Raw genomic sequence first — 15439 nt, forward strand, 5'->3', positions numbered from 1 at the left:
GCCTTTCGCCTGACCGAAAGATGCCTGCATGGAACCGACCGTGATTGCCACCTCGCCCTTTCCAGCGCTCGTCGCCTGGAGCGCGGTGCTGCTCGTCTTCCAGATCTGCCTGCATAGCACGCTGGTGACCCGTGAACTCGGGTCCGGCTGGAATGCAGGCCCGCGCGACGACAACGAGCAGCCGAAAGGCGTGCTTGCGGGCCGGGCAGCGCGCGCGTCAAGGAACCTTCGGGAAACCTATCCGGCCTTCGTCGGCCTAGCTCTCGGTCTCGCCATCGCCGGCGACCCCTCGGGCTGGGGTCTCATCGGCGCCTGGATCTGGTTTGCCTGCCGCATCGTCTACATCCCGCTCTACCTCGCGGGCATCCCCTATATCAGGTCCCTCGTCTGGCTCGGCGCTCTTTCCGGCCTCGGCCTGATGGGCCTCGTTCTGGTCTTCTGAGGACGCTATCGTTCCGGGCGGCCTGGGTTGCCCGAACCTTTTTCCCTGCCCGGAGCTACAGGCACCGACCGGAGACGCATGATGGAACTGTCCGTGCATCCCTATCTCTTCGAACTCGCCTCGTTGATGGCGATTTTCGCCTTCGCGATCGTCTCGCCCGGCGCCGATCTCGCCATGGTCATGCGGCAATCCATCCTGCACGGACGCCGCTCGGCGATCCTCACCTCCTTCGGCGTCGGCACATCGCTGATGGTCCACGTCACCTATACGATCCTCGGTCTCGGCCTCGTCATCTCGCAGTCGATCACCCTGTTCAACATCGTCAAATGGTGCGGCGTCGCCTACCTGCTCTACATCGGCATCAAGGCTCTGAAAGCAAAGCCAGCGGAAACGCTTGATGTGGCAGCCCCGGAGCCTGTCGCCCGCGGCCCGCAATCCGCCTTCAAGGCCTTCGGTCTCGGCTTTGCTGCCAATGCGCTGAACCCGAAGCCCGTCTTCTTTTTCCTGTCGATCTTCTCGACGGTGGTCAGCACGCAGACGCCGGTCGCGGTCAAGTTCGGTTACGGCCTCGTCATGGCGAGTTGCCTCATCCTGTGGTTCGTGGCCGTCAGCCTGTTCATGACGACACCCGCCATGCGCGCCCGCTTCGCCCGCATCAGCCACTGGATCGACCGCGCCAGCGGCATGGTTTTCATCGCGCTCGGCCTGAAACTCGCAACCGAGAAGGCAGCCTGAACCCATCGGCTCCTCTCCACACGTACATCCGGTAGCCGCTGAGCGGCCGCCACGGTCAACATCGGCAGCCGGGACAGGCTGCGCACGGAAGGACAGTATCCATGGCTTATGACGTCGTTATCATCGGAACCGGCCCCGGCGGCTACGTCGCCGCCGTCAAGGCAGCCCAGCTCGGCCTGAAGGTCGCCGTCGTCGAAAAGCGCGCCACCTATGGCGGCACCTGCCTCAACATCGGCTGCATCCCCTCCAAGGCGCTGTTGCACGCTTCCGAGATGTTCCATGCCGCCGGCCACCTGGATAGCCTCGGCATCGAGGTCGAAGCCCCGCGCCTCAACCTGCCGAAGATGATGGAGCACAAGGACGCGACCGTAAAGTCGAACGTCGAGGGCGTCGCCTTCCTGTTCAAGAAGAACAAGATCGACGCCATCCAGGGCACCGGCCGCATCGCCGGTGCTGGCAAGGTCGTCGTCACCAATGACGCCGGCGAAGAGCAGACGATCGAGACCAAGAACATCGTCATCGCCACCGGCTCCGACGTCGCCGGTATTCCCGGCGTTCCCGTCGAGATCGACGAAACCGTCATCGTCTCCTCCACCGGCGGCATCGCGCTCGAAAAAGTGCCCGGCACCATGGTCGTGGTCGGCGGCGGCGTCATCGGGCTCGAGCTCGGCTCGGTCTGGGCACGCCTCGGCGCACAGGTCACGGTGGTCGAATATCTCGACACCATCCTCGGCGGCATGGATGGCGAAATCTCCAAGCAGTTCCACCGCATCCTCGCCAAGCAGGGCATCGCCTTCAACCTCGGCGCCAAGGTGACCGGCGTCGCGCGCGAAGGCGACGGCGCGACTGTGACCTTCGAACCCGTCAAGGGCGGCGAGGCGCAGACGATTTCGGCCGACGTGGTTCTCGTGGCAACCGGCCGCAAGCCCTACACGGCCGGTCTCGGCCTCGAGGAAGCGGGCGTCGCGCTCGACAATCGCGGCCGCGTCGAAATCGACGGCCACTTCAAGACCAATGTCGAGGGCATCTACGCCATCGGCGACGTCGTGCGTGGCCCGATGCTCGCCCACAAGGCGGAAGACGAAGGCGTGGCGCTGGCCGAAATCCTCGCCGGCCAAGCCGGACACGTGAACTACGACGTCATCCCCGGCGTCGTCTACACCCAGCCGGAGGTCGCCTCCGTCGGCAAGACCGAGGAAGAGCTGAAGAGCGCGGGCATTGCCTACAAGGTCGGCAAGTTCCCCTTCACGGCCAATGGCCGCGCGCGCGCGATGCAGGCCGTCGACGGCTTCGTGAAAATCCTCGCCGACAAGGAAACCGACCGCGTTCTCGGCGGCCACATCATCGGCTTCGGCGCCGGCGAGATGATCCACGAGATCGCCGTTCTCATGGAATTCGGCGGCTCTTCCGAAGACCTCGGCCGCACCTGCCACGCCCACCCCACCATGTCGGAAGCCGTCAAGGAAGCAGCGCTGGCGACCTTCTTCAAGCCGATCCACATGTAAGGAATGTGCGACCGGTCTCGGCCGGAAGTGTCCTTTCCAAATGCAAAAAGCGGGCGTCATCAGGCGCCCGCTTTTTGCATTCAAGGTCCGATACGCTCAGACGCTCAGGCAGAGATACTTCACCTCGATATAGTCCTCGATCCCGTATTTCGAGCCTTCCCGGCCCTGCCCAGACTGCTTGATGCCGCCGAAGGGGGCGACTTCGGTGGAGATCAGGCCGGTGTTGATGCCGACCATGCCGTATTCGAGCTCTTCCGCCACACGGAAGATCCGGGAGATATCGCGGGCATAGAAGTAAGCGGCCAGCCCGAATTCCGTGTCGTTGGCCATGGCGATCACGTCCTCTTCCGTCTCGAACCGGAAGAGCGGCGCGACGGGTCCGAAGGTCTCCTCGCGGGCGAGTTTCATGTCCGGCGTGACGCCGGTCAGGATCGTCGGCTGGAAGAACAGGGCGCCCTTGTCCGTGTCCCGCGCACCGCCGACGGCGATGGAGGCCCCCTTGGAGATGGCGTCGGCGATGTGATCCTCGACCTTGGCCAGCGCCTTTTCCGAGATCAGCGGGCCGGCACTGACATCCGGCTCGAACCCGCCGCCAACCTTGATGGCGCGCACCTTGGCGGCAAGCTTTTCGGCAAAGGCGTCGTAGACCCTCGACTGTACATAGAGACGGTTGGCGCAGACGCAGGTCTGACCGTTGTTCCGGTATTTCGACACCATCGCGCCTTCGACCGCCGCATCGAGATCGGCATCCTCGAACACGATGAAGGGCGCGTTGCCTCCCAGCTCCAGCCCGAGCTTCATCACCTGCCCCGCCGACTGCCGGAACAGGATCTTGCCGACATTCGTCGATCCGGTGAAGGTCAGCTTGCGCACCTTGTCGCTCTCACACATCTCCAGCCCGACGGATGCCGAATCGGTCGACAGGACGACGCTGAAGAGCCCTGAGGGAAGGCCGGCCCGCTCGGCGAGGATCGCGAGCGCTAAGGCCGACAGCGGCGTCTCGGCGGCAGGCTTCGACACGATGGCGCAGCCGGCGGCCAGCGCCGGCGCGACTTTGCGGGCAAGCATCGCGTTCGGGAAATTCCACGGCGTGATGGCCGCGACGACACCGATCGGCTGCTTGACGACGATAATTCGCTTGTCCGGCTGATGTCCGGGAATCGTATCGCCATAAACGCGCTTGGCCTCCTCGCCGAACCACTCGACATAGGACGCGCCATAGAGCACCTCGCCCTTCGCCTCAGCCAGCGGCTTGCCCATTTCGGTCGTGAGGATGATGGCGAGGTCGTCGGCATTGGCGACCAGAAGATCGTATAGCCGGCGAAGGATCTGCGCGCGGTCCTTGCCGGTCTTCCGGGCCCAGGCCTTCTGCGCCTTGTGAGCGGCGGCAATGGCCTGCGCCGTCTCGGTGCGCCCCATGTCGGGAAGCGTGGCGACATGGGCGCCGGTTGCCGGGTCGCGCACGTCGAACGTCTTGCCGTCGGCGGATGCTGCCACCCAGTCGGCGCCGATCAGCGCCTTGTCGGTCGCAAGGCTCGGGTCTTTCAGCTTGGCCAGAAGGTCCGGTGATAGGCTCATTGTCAGTCTCCCTTGAGGCAGTCACGCAGCGTATCCTCGAGGATATCGAGCGCTTCGGTGAAGATATGATCCTGGATGGTGATCGGCGAGAGAAAACGGATGACATTTCCATAAACACCGCAGGTGAGCAGGATCAGCCCCTTCTCCAGCGCCCGCAGCCGGACCCTGTTCGTAAAATCGGCATCCGGCGTCGTGGTGCCCGGCACGTTGAACTCCACCGCATTCATGAAGCCCGGTCCCCTGATATCGACAATCTGAGGCACGAAATCCTTGAACGACTGAAGCCGCTGCTTCAGCCGCGCACCCAACTGCTCGGCGCGGGCGCAAAGATCCTCATCATCGATGACATCGAGCACGGCAAGGCCCGCCGCGATGCCGATCGGGTTGCCGCCATAAGTGCCGCCGAGGCCACCCGGACCCGGTGCGTCCATGATGTCGGCGCGCCCGGTGACGGCCGCGATCGGAAACCCGCCGCCCAGCCCCTTGGCCATGGTCGTGATATCGGCAACGACCGGATAATGCTCCATGGCGAACATGCGCCCGGTGCGGGCAAAGCCGGTCTGCACCTCGTCGGCGATCAGTAGGATACCATGCCGGTCGGCAATCTCGCGCAGTGCGATCATCAGTGCCTTCGGCACCTCGTAGAAGCCGCCCTCACCCTGCACCGGCTCGATGATGAAGGCCGCGACCCGCGCCGGGTCCACATCCGCCTTGAACAGCCGGTCGAGCACGGCCAGCGACGCCTCCACCGTCATACCATGCAGCTCGGCGGGAAAGGGAACGTGGAACACGTCCGGCATCATGGCGCCGAAGCCCGCCTTGTAGGGCGCCACCTTGCCGGTCAGCGCCATACCCATGAAGGTCCGGCCGTGGAAGCCGCCGGAAAAGGCAATGACGGCGGAGCGCTTCGTCGCCGCCCGGGCGATCTTCACGGCATTCTCGACAGCTTCCGCACCTGTGGTCACGAACACGGTCTTCTTTTCGAAATTGCCGGGCACGAGCGCATTCAGCCGTTCGGCGAGACGCACATAATTCTCGTAGGGCACCACCTGATGGCAGGTGTGGGTGAAACGGTCGAGCTGGTCCTTGACCGCGGCGATCACGCGCGGGTGCCGGTGACCGGTGTTGACGACGGCGATACCGGCCGCGAAATCGATGTAGCGCCTCCCCTCGATATCCCAGATCTCCGCATTCTCCGCCCGCTCGGCATAGACCTGCGTGGTCACACCCACGCCGCGCGATATGGCAGCGCCGCGACGTTCGGCGACTTCGAGATTCAACATGGCATCATCCCCTCTGGCAACAGGCGCCCGCGCACCTATAGAAATTACCTATATTTTTTCTGTAGAGTTTGCAATCCTGTTTCTACGGGCTATGAGAGGCCTCACGCGCACTTTAGGCCGACGGATATGGACGACATTCGCTTCAAGATCACGGAAGCCGCCCGCATGGCCGGCGTGTCCGCCTCGACGCTGCGTCTCTGGGAAAGTCAGGGGCTGATCGAGCCCCTGCGATCCGCGACAGGCCAGCGCCTCTTCGACCAGACGCTCATGGACCGGCTGAAGACCATCGGCTGGCTGCGCACGGAGAAGGGCCTCAACCCGGCCGCCATCCGCGAGGTTCTGAAGGATGAAGGCGAGACCGCCGCACCGGTGGAGACACAGACCGCACTGGCCGAAGGAGACGCAGCGCTCGCCATCGGCCCGAAGATCCGCCACCTCCGCCGCCAGGCCGGGCGGACGCTGCAGAGCGTCGCGGACGCGACCGGCATTGCCCTGTCCCTCCTCTCCTCCTTCGAGCGGATCTCCCAGGGACTATCCTTGCCGGCGCTCCACGCGCTGGCGGCCTGCTTCGGGACGACGCTGGCGGCCCTCTCCGGTCAGGAAGGCGGCGATCACCGGCAATCGCTCGTGCGCGCCGGTCAATGGACCGCCTGGCCTGCGACCGCCTCAGGCGTCACCATCCAACCGTTGGCCGAAGGCCGGCACCAGATGGAGTGTCACCGCTTCGTTCTCGCCCCCGGCGCCTCCAGCGAGGGCGCCTACCGGCATGACGGCGAGGAATTTCTCCATGTCCTCCAGGGGAGAATGCAGATCGTACTCGACGGCGACCAGTTCTTCGATCTGACGGCCGGCGACAGCTTCTACTTCGAGAGCACCCGCTTCCACGCCTGGCGCAACCTCCATGAGGCCGAGACCGTGCTGATCTGGATCAACACGCCCGCAACCTTCTGATCAACCGAGCACCTTCACGACGGTACCCTTGCGCGCGAAGGCAAGGATGCGCCGCATGGCGGGCAGGCTGACTGCGATGCAGCCTTCCGTCGGCTGGTAGCCGGGGCGGATGAGATGGAAAAAGATCGCCGATCCCCCGTTGCGGCGGCGAACGCGCATGTTCCAGTCCATCACCAGACAGACATCGTAGAGCCCGTCGCTCCGCATCATCGTCTCGTGACGACCGGCAAAGGGGGCAGAGACCGGCCGGTTGTAGCACGCGTGATCCGGCGCATCGCACCAGAGCATGTCGCCCTGCGTTCGCTTCAGGGAAAGGCGTGTGGCCGGCGGCACGGTGCGGTCGGCCCTCACATAGCCGTCGATCAGCGGCATGGCCGCAATCGGTGTCGCACCATCACCCTCGCGCTTGCGCGCGGTCGTGCCACCACGCCCGATCGCCGCCTGCTCCGTCCGTCCGGCAAACGATACCAGCGCCCGGCAGCGGTTCCCCGGTGCCGCTCTCACCGTGATCGTGCCAGGGGATGGACGCGGTTTCGGGGGAATCTTGCGCATGAGGCTCACAGGAAAGTGCATGGGTCGTGATGGTGCAGTGCCATCATGCCATGTTAGCAAGGTTTCGTCAGCGAAGGGACGCCATGCTTGCCATGGAATATGGTTTTCGCTGATAGCCCTTTCGCGAAGGGAACGCCGGGATGACCGATTTCCGGCGTGAAGCGAGCCTCCTCGGCCTGCAGAATGCCGGCTTGGCTTGCCCGAGTGCTTGCTAAGTCCGATGCGAGAGCTAATTTACGTCAGACGCCCAGGAGGAAAGTCCAACATGTCATCCCGTACCATTCTGCTCGTCGACGATGATGACGTGTTGCGCCAGACGCTGGTCGAGCAGCTCTCGCTCTACGAAGAGTTCGTCATTCTGCAGGAGGCGACGGCCAGCAAGGGCGTACAGGCGGCCCGAACCGCAACGGTTTCGCTGCTGATCATGGATGTCGGCCTGCCGGACATGGATGGCCGCGAGGCCGTGAAGCTCCTGCGCAAGGGCGGCTTCAAGGCGCCGATCATCATGCTCACCGGCCACGACACCGATTCCGACACGATCCTCGGACTGGAAGCCGGCGCCAACGACTATGTTACCAAGCCGTTCCGCTTCGCCGTGCTGCTGGCCCGCATCCGCGCCCAGCTGCGCCAGCACGAGCAGAGCGAGGACGCCACCTTCACCGTTGGCCCCTATACGTTCAAGCCCAGCCAGAAGCTGCTGACGCTCGAAAACGGGCAGAAGATCCGCCTGACGGAAAAGGAAGCGGCCATCATCCGCTATCTCTACCGCGCCGACCAGAAGGTCGTGACGCGCGACGTGCTGCTGGAGGAAGTCTGGGGCTACAATTCCGGCGTCACCACGCACACGCTCGAGACCCATGTCTATCGTCTCCGCCAGAAAATCGAGCGCGACCCTTCCAATGCCGAGATTTTGGTGACAGAAAATGGCGGCTACAAGATCGTCCCATAAGGCCGGCTGACGATCGGCCGTCCGCGTGCGGACGGCAACGGATCGGAGAGCCCCTTGGCGCTGAACGACGATATCGCCCTTCTCTCGATCGTGCCGCTGTTTGCGGATATCGACGACGAAAAGCTTCGCCTCGTCGCATTCGGCGCCGAGCGCCGCCGGCTGGTGCGTGGCCAGCAGCTGTTTCGCGAAGGTGCGCCGGCGGATTGCGCCTATGCGGTCGCAGCTGGACGCCTGGCACTGACCCGGGCGACGGCCAGCGGCGGTACCGAGACCATCGCCAATGTCGGCCGCGGCACGCTCCTCTCCGAACTCGCCATGATCTCGCTGGTGGAGCGCAAGTTCACCGCGACGGCCGAGGTCGAGACCGAGGTCATCCGCATCACCCGGCCGCTCTTCCACCGCATGCTGGAGGAGTATCCCGACGTCGCCGCGCTCGTCGACAAGCGCATCCGCGACAACCTCGAGGCCATGATCCGCCGCGTCGGCAAGCTCGCTCCGCGCTTTCTCTGATCCGCCGTTTCCCTCAGAGGTCGAAGGTCGCAATCACCGGCACGTGGTCGGACGGACGCTCCCATCCGCGGGCTTCCTTGATGATATCAACCTGCCGCAGATGCGCGGAGAGATCGGCGGACGACCAGATATGGTCGAGACGACGGCCGCGGTCGGCAGCCTCCCAGTCCTTGGCGCGGTAGCTCCACCAAGTATAGAGCTTTTCCGGCGAGTGCGTGTGCTGGCGCATCAGGTCCACCCAGGCGCCGCCCGTCATGATGGCCGTCAGCCCTTCTGTCTCGATCGGCGTATGGCTGACGATCTTCAGGAGCTGCTTGTGGGACCAGACATCGTGTTCGAGCGGCGCGACATTGAGATCGCCGACGAGGATCGAGGACACGCCGGCGTCCGCCTCCGCATGCAGCAGCTTCATCTCCTCGAGGAAATCGAGCTTGTGGCCGAACTTCTTGTTGATGGTCCGGTCCGGCTCGTCACCCCCGGCCGGCACATAGAAATTGTGCAGGCGGATGCGCTTGAGCCCATGCGTGAAGACCACAGAGAGATGCCGCGCATCGCCGACGCCGCAATAGTCCCGCCGGTCCACGAGTTCCGTCAGCGGCAGCCGCGAGAGCGTAGCGACGCCGTGATAGCCCTTCTGCCCGTGCATCGCCATGTGTCCATAGCCCAGCGCCTCGAAAGCCTTCACCGGGAAGAGATCGTTCGGGCACTTGGTCTCCTGCAGGCAGAGAATGTCTGGCTGAAACCGCACGAGGAAATCCGACACCAGCGGCATGCGCAGGCGAACGGAATTGATGTTCCAGGTTGCGATCGACAAAGTCATAATGTGCCTTCCGGAATGCGAAAAAGGTCCCGCGGGAACAGGACCTTCAACCAGTCCCATCCGGGACCTTTAATCCATTTTGAGCGCGCGCGACAAGCGCGACGGCAGAGGCCTACTTGCGGATCTCGTCGTAAGGGATCCGGAAGACGGCATCGTCCATCGGCATGCCGGTCTTCACGTTGAAGATCATCACCGACGTATCCTTCTTCTGCGGATCGGTGATCGTCCACTGGCGAAGGTCGTAGGTCTTCGGATCGAACATCATGGTGATGGTGCTGTCGCCGAAGATCGAGCGGTCGCCGAGCACGATCGTGATCAGGTCCGTCTCTTCCTTCACGTCGCGCACGGTCTTGCCCGAGAGGTCGATGGAATTGGACAGAAGCAGGTTCAGCGGCGTCTTCGACAAGGGATAGAGATCCCAGGTCTTGAGCTTCTGGTTGCCGATGACGACCGACTTGCCGTCGGCAATGACGCGCATCGGCGACGGGGCTTCATAATTGAAGCGAATGCGCCCCGGACGGCTGATGAAAAACTTGCCGCCCGTCTGCTCGCCGCGCGGGCCGAACTGGACGAACTCGCCGCTCATCGTCTTTACCGATGCGAAGTGATCGGCGATCTTCTGCGCCGTACCGGTCGACTGCGCCGCGGCCGGGTCGAGCGGAAGCCCGATGGTCGCCAGCACGCCGAAAACCGCCACGCCTGCCACGAAGGTGCGCCGCGACAGGAGCGACCGATCCGCCTGTCCAGTTTTGTCGGTCGTTCGTGTCTCTGTCATGGGAAACTCCTGTTGAATCACTGCGTGATGTGGCGCGCAACTGCGGCACCTTCAAGACCTCGCGGGACAAGACCGTTACTGGACGAGACCGGGTCGGCAGGCACGAGCCGGGCCCGAGACCGGGCGCCGGGTCAGCGTCCGGTGATCTCGTCTTCCGTCGGCACGAGGATCTCGCGCTTGCCGGCATGATTGGCCGCGCCGATGATGCCTTCCTTCTCCATGCGCTCGATCAGCGAGGCCGCCCGGTTGTAGCCGATGCCGAGACGGCGCTGGACATAGGAGGTCGAGGCCTTGCCGTCCCGCAGGACGATCGCCACGGCCTGATCGTAAGGATCGTCGGACTCCGCGAGGTTGCCGGTGCCGGCCGGCCCGCCGCCACTGCCGCCCTCGTCGTCCTCGCCGTCGTCCTCGGTGATCGCATCGAGATAGTCCGGCGATCCTTGCGTCTTCAGGTAGGAGACGATCTGCTCGACCTCGTTGTCCGAAACGAAGGGCCCATGAACACGCTGGATGCGCCCGCCGCCGGCCATGTAGAGCATGTCGCCCTGCCCCAGCAGCTGTTCGGCGCCCTGCTCGCCGAGGATGGTGCGGCTGTCGATCTTCGAGGTCACCTGGAAGGAGATGCGGGTGGGGAAGTTTGCCTTGATCGTGCCGGTGATGACATCGACGGACGGACGCTGCGTTGCCATGATGACATGGATGCCGGCGGCACGTGCCATCTGGGCGAGCCGCTGCACGGCGCCTTCGATGTCCTTGCCAGCGACCATCATGAGGTCGGCCATCTCGTCGATGATCACGACGATATAGGGCATCGGCTGCAGATCGAACTCTTCCGTCTCGTAGGTCGCCTCGCCGGTCTGGCGATCGAAGCCGGTCTGCACCGTGCGGCTGATCGCCTCGCCCTTCTCCAGCGCCTGCTCGACGCGGGAGTTGAAGCCGTCGATATTGCGCACACCGATCTTCGACATCTTCTTGTAGCGCTCTTCCATCTCGCGCACCGTCCATTTCAGCGCCACGACGGCCTTCTTCGGATCGGTTACCACGGGCGAGAGCAGGTGCGGGATGCCGTCATAGACGGAGAGTTCGAGCATCTTCGGGTCGATCATGATCAGCCGGCACTGGTCCGGCGTCATGCGGTAGAGGATCGACAGGATCATCGTGTTGATGGCGACCGACTTGCCCGAGCCGGTGGTACCGGCGACGAGCAGATGCGGCATCTTGGCGATATCGGTGATAACAGGCTCGCCGCCGATGGTCTTGCCGAGCGCCATGGCGAGCTTCGCCTTGCTGCCTTCGAAATCGCGGCTGCCGATCAGTTCGCGCAGGTAGACCGTCTCGCGGCGCTGGTTCGGCAGCTCGATGCCGATGGCATTGCGACCGGGCACGACGGCGACGCGGGCGGCGATCGCACTCATCGAGCGGGCGATATCGTCGGCAAGGCCGATGACGCGGGAGGACTTGATGCCCGGTGCCGGCTCCAGTTCGTAGAGCGTGACGACGGGTCCCGGACGGACATGGATGATCTCGCCCTTGACGCCGAAGTCTTCGAGCACGCCTTCCAGCATGCGGGCGTTCTGCTCCAGCGCATCCGCCGAGAGCGTCGCATCGCGCACGACGTTCTTCGGCTCGCTCAGGAACTCAAGCGGCGGCAGGGTGAAGGTGCCGTCGCCATTGCCACGCCGCTCGAACGCCGTTTCCGGAGTGCGCGGCCGCGGCTGTGCGGCAACGACGCGGCTAGGAACGGGCGCGCGCCGGGGCGCGGGAGCCGAATGCATGTCGTCATCGCCGGAGAGAAGACCCGACGGCAGCATGTCCGCGTCGTCCGCGTCGTCCTCGTCATCGGAATCATCCATATCGAAGCCGGGATCGCGGCGCGGCGTGGCAGGACCATCGAGCGAAGGCTCGACCCGCACGGCGGACTTGCGCCGCACCGGCTCGTTCAGCGTGCCGAACTCGTCGTCGTTGAAATCATAGGGCTCATCGAAATCCCGCTCTGCTGCCGGCGCGCGGCGGGCAAGACCGAAGAGGCGGCGGAAACGGGCCTGCGTCGTATAGCGCATATGCGTAAAGGCGCCGGCGAGGAACATGACGAACCCGCCGCCCGTCTCGTCGTCCTCGATCTCCTCGCGCACGGTCTTCGCCTTGCTGGGCGTGACGACCGGCACTTCCTCCTCGTCGGGATCGGCAACGCCGAAAAGGCCGGCGGCATAAACGAGGAAGACGGTTGCGGGAATGGCGATGATCGAGCCGAGCACGGTGGCGAAGGTGCCGGTCGGATACTCCCCGGTAATCAGCGCCGGCAGGCGCAGGATCATGTCGCCGAACACGCCGCCGAGACCGTTCGGCAAAGGCCAGGTGACGGGTGCCGGCACGCAAGACAGCGCCGCAGCGGCGAGAACCGAGCCGACGAACCAGCAGGCGCCGCGCTTGATGATCTTGTCGAACGGCTTGTTGCCGATGAGAACCAGCGCCCAGGCCAACACGGGCAACAGCGCCACGACGCTGCCGATCCCGAAGAATTGCATCATCCCGTCGGCAAAGGCCGCGCCGCCCGTGCCGAGAATGTTGGTCGGCGGGTTGGCCGTGGCATAGGAGAAGCTGGGGTCCGCGACATTCCACGTGGAAAGGGCGGCAACCGCCGCCATCAGCAGCGCAAACAGTGCGTAACCGGCAAGCGCCACCGACTGGCGCCACACGAATGCCGACAGCACGAACCTGCCGGACCGGGTGTCGAATGCCGCCTGATTGCTTCTTGCCATGGAAAAATCTGCCTGTCCTGATCGCCGAAGCGTCTCGATCGTCCGAAACGCCCCGATCGTCTGAAAGAAAAGGCGCCCCAGCCCGCAGGGTAGGCTGAGAGGGTTAAAGGTCCATTAACCATGCCCGCCTGAATGGCACGGGCCGGCCAAAATCGACGTGTGACCCGTCCTGACGCTACAGGACCGCCTGATCGCCGATGCCGAGCGCCCGCTGCGCATCCCGCACCCGCTCCGGCGCATCCGCCAGCTTGTAGCCGGCCTCCACGAGCCGCGTCGTGTGGATCTTGTTGTAGATGAACGCCCAGATGATGCCGACGATGAACCAGCCGAGACCGACGCCGATGAAGCCGGCGATCATGCCCACCACGATCATGCCGAGCCCGAGCCCCACATCGCCTCGCAGCAGCGCCGGAATGCCGCCGAAGAAGAGACTGGTCCAGCTGAAGCCGTAATATCCGATTTTCGTAATGCCGGTGGCGGGATGTTGCAGGCGGATCGCAGTGGCCATGATGCCCTCTTTTAGAAAAACCGGAAGTTGAAAATATTTCCCCGCGAAGTCAATCGGCAACGCGCATGCCGTGGGGAAAATCACGGACGCCGAAAGCCTGCCGGAGAACAGAGGACTCGCCAAGGAACCGCTAGAACGAGAAAAGCCCAGCAGATGACTGCCGGGCTTGACGAACATGCGCCTGAGGCGGACGGGAGATCGGCTTTCGGCCGATCCCCTGCGAAGCGCTTACGAGTGGTAGGCAGCTTCGCCGTGGCTTGCGAGGTCGAGACCTTCGCGCTCGGCTTCCACCGGTACGCGCAGGCCGACGATGACGTCCACAAGCTTGTAGAGGATCGCCGAACCGATGCCGCACCAGATGATGGTGATGCCGACGGCCTTGATCTGCGTGAAGACCTGAGCACCCATCGTGACGCCTTCGGCATAGCCGATGCCGCCCAGCGATGCGCTGGCGAAGACGCCGGTTGCGATGGCGCCGAAGATGCCGCCGACGCAATGGACGCCAAAGACGTCAGCCGTGTCGTCGTAACCGAACTTGTTCTTCACGACCGAGACGAAGAAGTAGCAAAGCGGCGAGACCACGAGGCCGAGAACGATCGCGCCCATGGGGCCGACGATGCCGGCAGCCGGGGTGACGGCAACGAGGCCGGCAACCATGCCCGAAGCGCCGCCGAGCATGGAGGCCTTGCCGCGGGTGAAGGTTTCCACGATCGACCAGGAAACGATGGCAGCTGCCGTCGCGACGAAGGTGTTGACCGTTGCGAGCATCGCGCCGCCGGACGCTTCGAGGTTGGAACCGGCGTTGAAGCCGAACCAGCCGACCCAGAGCATGGATGCACCGACCATCGTCAGCGTCATCGAATGCGGGGCCATCATGTCCTTGCCGAAGCCGGTGCGCTTGCCGACCATGATGGCGCCGAGGAGACCGGCAACACCGGCGTTGATGTGCACGACCGTGCCGCCTGCGAAGTCAAGCGCGCCCATCTTGAAGAGGAGGCCGTTGGCATCCCAGACCATGTGTGCGACCGGGAAGTACACGAACGTGACCCAGAGGGCGCAGAACAGGACGGCAGCCGAGAACTTGATGCGTTCGGCAAACGCGCCGACGATGAGGGCGGGCGTGATGGCCGCGAACGTCATCTGGAAGACGACGAAGATGTATTCGGGGATAACGACGCCGGCGGAGAAGGTCGCCGCCGTGGAGTCCTTGGTTACGCCCGAAAGGAACATCTTGGCGGTGCCGCCCCAGTAGGCGCTCTCGGATCCGCCGAAGGCGAAGGAGTAGCCATAGGTGACCCAGATGAGCATGACGGTGGCGCCGATGACGGTGCACTGCATGAGAACCGACAGCATGTTCTTGGTGCGCACCAGGCCGCCGTAGAACAGGGCGAGGCCGGGGATGAGCATGAAGAGGACCAGGATGGTCGAGACGAACATGAAGGCGGTGTCGCCCTTGTCCGGAACGGGCAGAGCCGCTGCCGTTTCGGCAACGGCCGGCACCGCGGTGTCCTGGGCAAATGCGACAACCGGCGCCAGGAAGGCGGCCGTTGCGGCACCGAAGCGCCCGAGGGTTGTCGAGAATGTGTGAGATGTCATGTGAAGAAAGCTCCCTCTAACAGCCGTTGCTTACAGCGCTTCTGAATCGGTTTCGCCGGTACGAATGCGCACCGCATGGTCAATGGAGTAGACGAAGATCTTGCCGTCGCCGATCTGGCCGGTCTTGGCGGAAGACGCGATCGCTTCGACGGCCTTGTCCACGATCTCGGAGGCGACGGCGATTTCGATCTTGAGCTTCGGCAGGAAGCTGACGGCATATTCGGTGCCGCGGTAGATTTCGGTATGCCCCTTCTGGCGGCCGTAGCCCTTCACTTCCGTAACGGTCAGGCCCTGGATTCCGACGGCGGTGAGCGCTTCACGAACCTCATCGAGCTTGAACGGCTTGATAATGGCCATCACAATTTTCATCTGGTTTCCCATCCTTGTTCATCTGCGGCTCACGTGCCGTCTTTGCATGCCGATGAGCCTTGTTTCCCCAACGACCGCTCAGTTCTATTCAAAGCGCGTGCCAGTTC

The 15439-nt window shown here is 63.9% G+C and carries 15 protein-coding genes; 6 read left to right on the forward strand and 9 right to left on the reverse strand.

What is annotated here, in order from left to right:
* Window positions 1-28: 28 nt before the first annotated feature.
* The 3 genes from C8J33_RS14700 to lpdA all read left to right on the forward strand — a co-directional run bounded on the left by C8J33_RS14700 (window position 29) and on the right by lpdA (window position 2682).
* Window positions 29-442 carry an MAPEG family protein gene (locus C8J33_RS14700; protein ID WP_132664742.1) on the forward strand — a complete coding sequence of 138 codons (414 nt, stop codon included), beginning with the start codon at window positions 29-31 and terminating at the stop codon, window positions 440-442.
* 93 nt (window positions 443-535) lie between these two features.
* Complete coding sequence (locus C8J33_RS14705; protein ID WP_110801188.1) at window positions 536-1177, forward strand: LysE family translocator; 642 nt, start codon at window positions 536-538, stop codon at window positions 1175-1177.
* A gap of 101 nt (window positions 1178-1278) precedes the next feature.
* Window positions 1279-2682: a dihydrolipoyl dehydrogenase gene (gene lpdA / locus C8J33_RS14710; protein WP_132664743.1), complete on the forward strand. Its 1404-nt coding sequence runs from the start codon at window positions 1279-1281 to the stop codon at window positions 2680-2682.
* 96 nt (window positions 2683-2778) lie between these two features.
* Here the strand turns inward: lpdA and C8J33_RS14715 are convergent, their stop codons facing one another.
* Both C8J33_RS14715 and C8J33_RS14720 read right to left on the reverse strand, forming a co-directional pair.
* A complete protein-coding gene (locus C8J33_RS14715) occupies window positions 2779-4260 on the reverse strand; it encodes an NAD-dependent succinate-semialdehyde dehydrogenase (RefSeq protein WP_132664744.1) in 1482 nt (493 codons plus the stop codon).
* A gap of 2 nt (window positions 4261-4262) precedes the next feature.
* On the reverse strand, window positions 4263-5543 hold the full coding sequence (locus C8J33_RS14720) for a 4-aminobutyrate--2-oxoglutarate transaminase (protein WP_132664745.1): 1281 nt from the start codon (window positions 5541-5543) through the stop codon (window positions 4263-4265).
* 126 nt (window positions 5544-5669) lie between these two features.
* Here C8J33_RS14720 and C8J33_RS14725 point away from each other — a divergent pair, with 126 nt between their 5' ends.
* On the forward strand, window positions 5670-6494 hold the full coding sequence (locus C8J33_RS14725; protein ID WP_132664746.1) for a MerR family transcriptional regulator: 825 nt from the start codon (window positions 5670-5672) through the stop codon (window positions 6492-6494).
* On the opposite strand, the gene C8J33_RS14730 is transcribed toward C8J33_RS14725, so the two are convergent.
* Window positions 6495-7046 (reverse strand): L,D-transpeptidase family protein, encoded by a 552-nt coding sequence (locus C8J33_RS14730; protein WP_132664747.1) that lies wholly within the window; start codon window positions 7044-7046, stop codon window positions 6495-6497.
* 265 nt (window positions 7047-7311) lie between these two features.
* Here C8J33_RS14730 and C8J33_RS14735 point away from each other — a divergent pair, with 265 nt between their 5' ends.
* Together C8J33_RS14735 and C8J33_RS14740 are read left to right on the forward strand one after the other, a co-directional pair.
* Entirely contained in the window at window positions 7312-7995 is a 684-nt protein-coding gene (locus C8J33_RS14735; RefSeq protein WP_110729894.1) for a response regulator transcription factor, read from the forward strand.
* 54 nt (window positions 7996-8049) lie between these two features.
* On the forward strand, window positions 8050-8505 hold the full coding sequence (locus C8J33_RS14740; protein ID WP_132664748.1) for a cyclic nucleotide-binding domain-containing protein: 456 nt from the start codon (window positions 8050-8052) through the stop codon (window positions 8503-8505).
* 13 nt (window positions 8506-8518) lie between these two features.
* On the opposite strand, the gene C8J33_RS14745 is transcribed toward C8J33_RS14740, so the two are convergent.
* The 6 genes from C8J33_RS14745 to C8J33_RS14770 form a co-directional block, all read right to left on the reverse strand.
* Window positions 8519-9325 (reverse strand): exodeoxyribonuclease III, encoded by an 807-nt coding sequence (locus tag C8J33_RS14745; protein ID WP_132664749.1) that lies wholly within the window; start codon window positions 9323-9325, stop codon window positions 8519-8521.
* Window positions 9326-9437: 112 nt separating this feature from the next.
* Window positions 9438-10100, reverse strand: a complete 663-nt coding sequence (locus C8J33_RS14750; protein ID WP_132664750.1) for an outer membrane lipoprotein carrier protein LolA — start codon at window positions 10098-10100, stop codon at window positions 9438-9440.
* Between the two features lie 131 nt (window positions 10101-10231).
* On the reverse strand, window positions 10232-12859 hold the full coding sequence (locus tag C8J33_RS14755) for an FtsK/SpoIIIE family DNA translocase (protein WP_132664751.1): 2628 nt from the start codon (window positions 12857-12859) through the stop codon (window positions 10232-10234).
* A 175-nt stretch (window positions 12860-13034) separates the two neighbouring features.
* Window positions 13035-13367 carry a hypothetical protein gene (locus tag C8J33_RS14760; protein ID WP_110729889.1) on the reverse strand — a complete coding sequence of 111 codons (333 nt, stop codon included), beginning with the start codon at window positions 13365-13367 and terminating at the stop codon, window positions 13035-13037.
* 228 nt (window positions 13368-13595) lie between these two features.
* A complete protein-coding gene (locus C8J33_RS14765) occupies window positions 13596-14963 on the reverse strand; it encodes an ammonium transporter (RefSeq protein WP_132664752.1) in 1368 nt (455 codons plus the stop codon).
* 30 nt (window positions 14964-14993) lie between these two features.
* The gene (locus C8J33_RS14770) at window positions 14994-15344 is read right to left on the reverse strand and encodes a P-II family nitrogen regulator (RefSeq protein WP_018328583.1); all 351 of its coding nucleotides are present in this window, start codon (window positions 15342-15344) and stop codon (window positions 14994-14996) included.
* Between the last annotated feature and the right edge of the window lie 95 nt (window positions 15345-15439).

It is taken from the genome of Rhizobium sp. PP-CC-3G-465, from assembly GCF_004343445.1.
Taxonomy (GTDB): Bacteria; Pseudomonadota; Alphaproteobacteria; order Rhizobiales; family Rhizobiaceae; genus Ferranicluibacter; species Ferranicluibacter rubi.

Excerpts from the sequence above, each read along its gene's own strand:
- C8J33_RS14700 (WP_132664742.1), top strand. The coding sequence starts at position 29 with ATGGAACCGACCGTGATTGCCACCTCGCCCTTTCCAGCGCTCGTCGCC.
- lpdA (WP_132664743.1), top strand. The coding sequence starts at position 1,279 with ATGGCTTATGACGTCGTTATCATCGGAACCGGCCCCGGCGGCTACGTC.
- C8J33_RS14715 (WP_132664744.1), bottom strand. The coding sequence starts at position 4,260 with ATGAGCCTATCACCGGACCTTCTGGCCAAGCTGAAAGACCCGAGCCTT.
- C8J33_RS14720 (WP_132664745.1), bottom strand. The coding sequence starts at position 5,543 with ATGTTGAATCTCGAAGTCGCCGAACGTCGCGGCGCTGCCATATCGCGC.
- C8J33_RS14725 (WP_132664746.1), top strand. The coding sequence starts at position 5,670 with ATGGACGACATTCGCTTCAAGATCACGGAAGCCGCCCGCATGGCCGGC.
- C8J33_RS14730 (WP_132664747.1), bottom strand. The coding sequence starts at position 7,046 with ATGCGCAAGATTCCCCCGAAACCGCGTCCATCCCCTGGCACGATCACG.
- C8J33_RS14735 (WP_110729894.1), top strand. The coding sequence starts at position 7,312 with ATGTCATCCCGTACCATTCTGCTCGTCGACGATGATGACGTGTTGCGC.
- C8J33_RS14745 (WP_132664749.1), bottom strand. The coding sequence starts at position 9,325 with ATGACTTTGTCGATCGCAACCTGGAACATCAATTCCGTTCGCCTGCGC.
- C8J33_RS14750 (WP_132664750.1), bottom strand. The coding sequence starts at position 10,100 with ATGACAGAGACACGAACGACCGACAAAACTGGACAGGCGGATCGGTCG.
- C8J33_RS14755 (WP_132664751.1), bottom strand. The coding sequence starts at position 12,859 with ATGGCAAGAAGCAATCAGGCGGCATTCGACACCCGGTCCGGCAGGTTC.
- C8J33_RS14760 (WP_110729889.1), bottom strand. The coding sequence starts at position 13,367 with ATGGCCACTGCGATCCGCCTGCAACATCCCGCCACCGGCATTACGAAA.
- C8J33_RS14765 (WP_132664752.1), bottom strand. The coding sequence starts at position 14,963 with ATGACATCTCACACATTCTCGACAACCCTCGGGCGCTTCGGTGCCGCA.
- C8J33_RS14770 (WP_018328583.1), bottom strand. The coding sequence starts at position 15,344 with ATGGGAAACCAGATGAAAATTGTGATGGCCATTATCAAGCCGTTCAAG.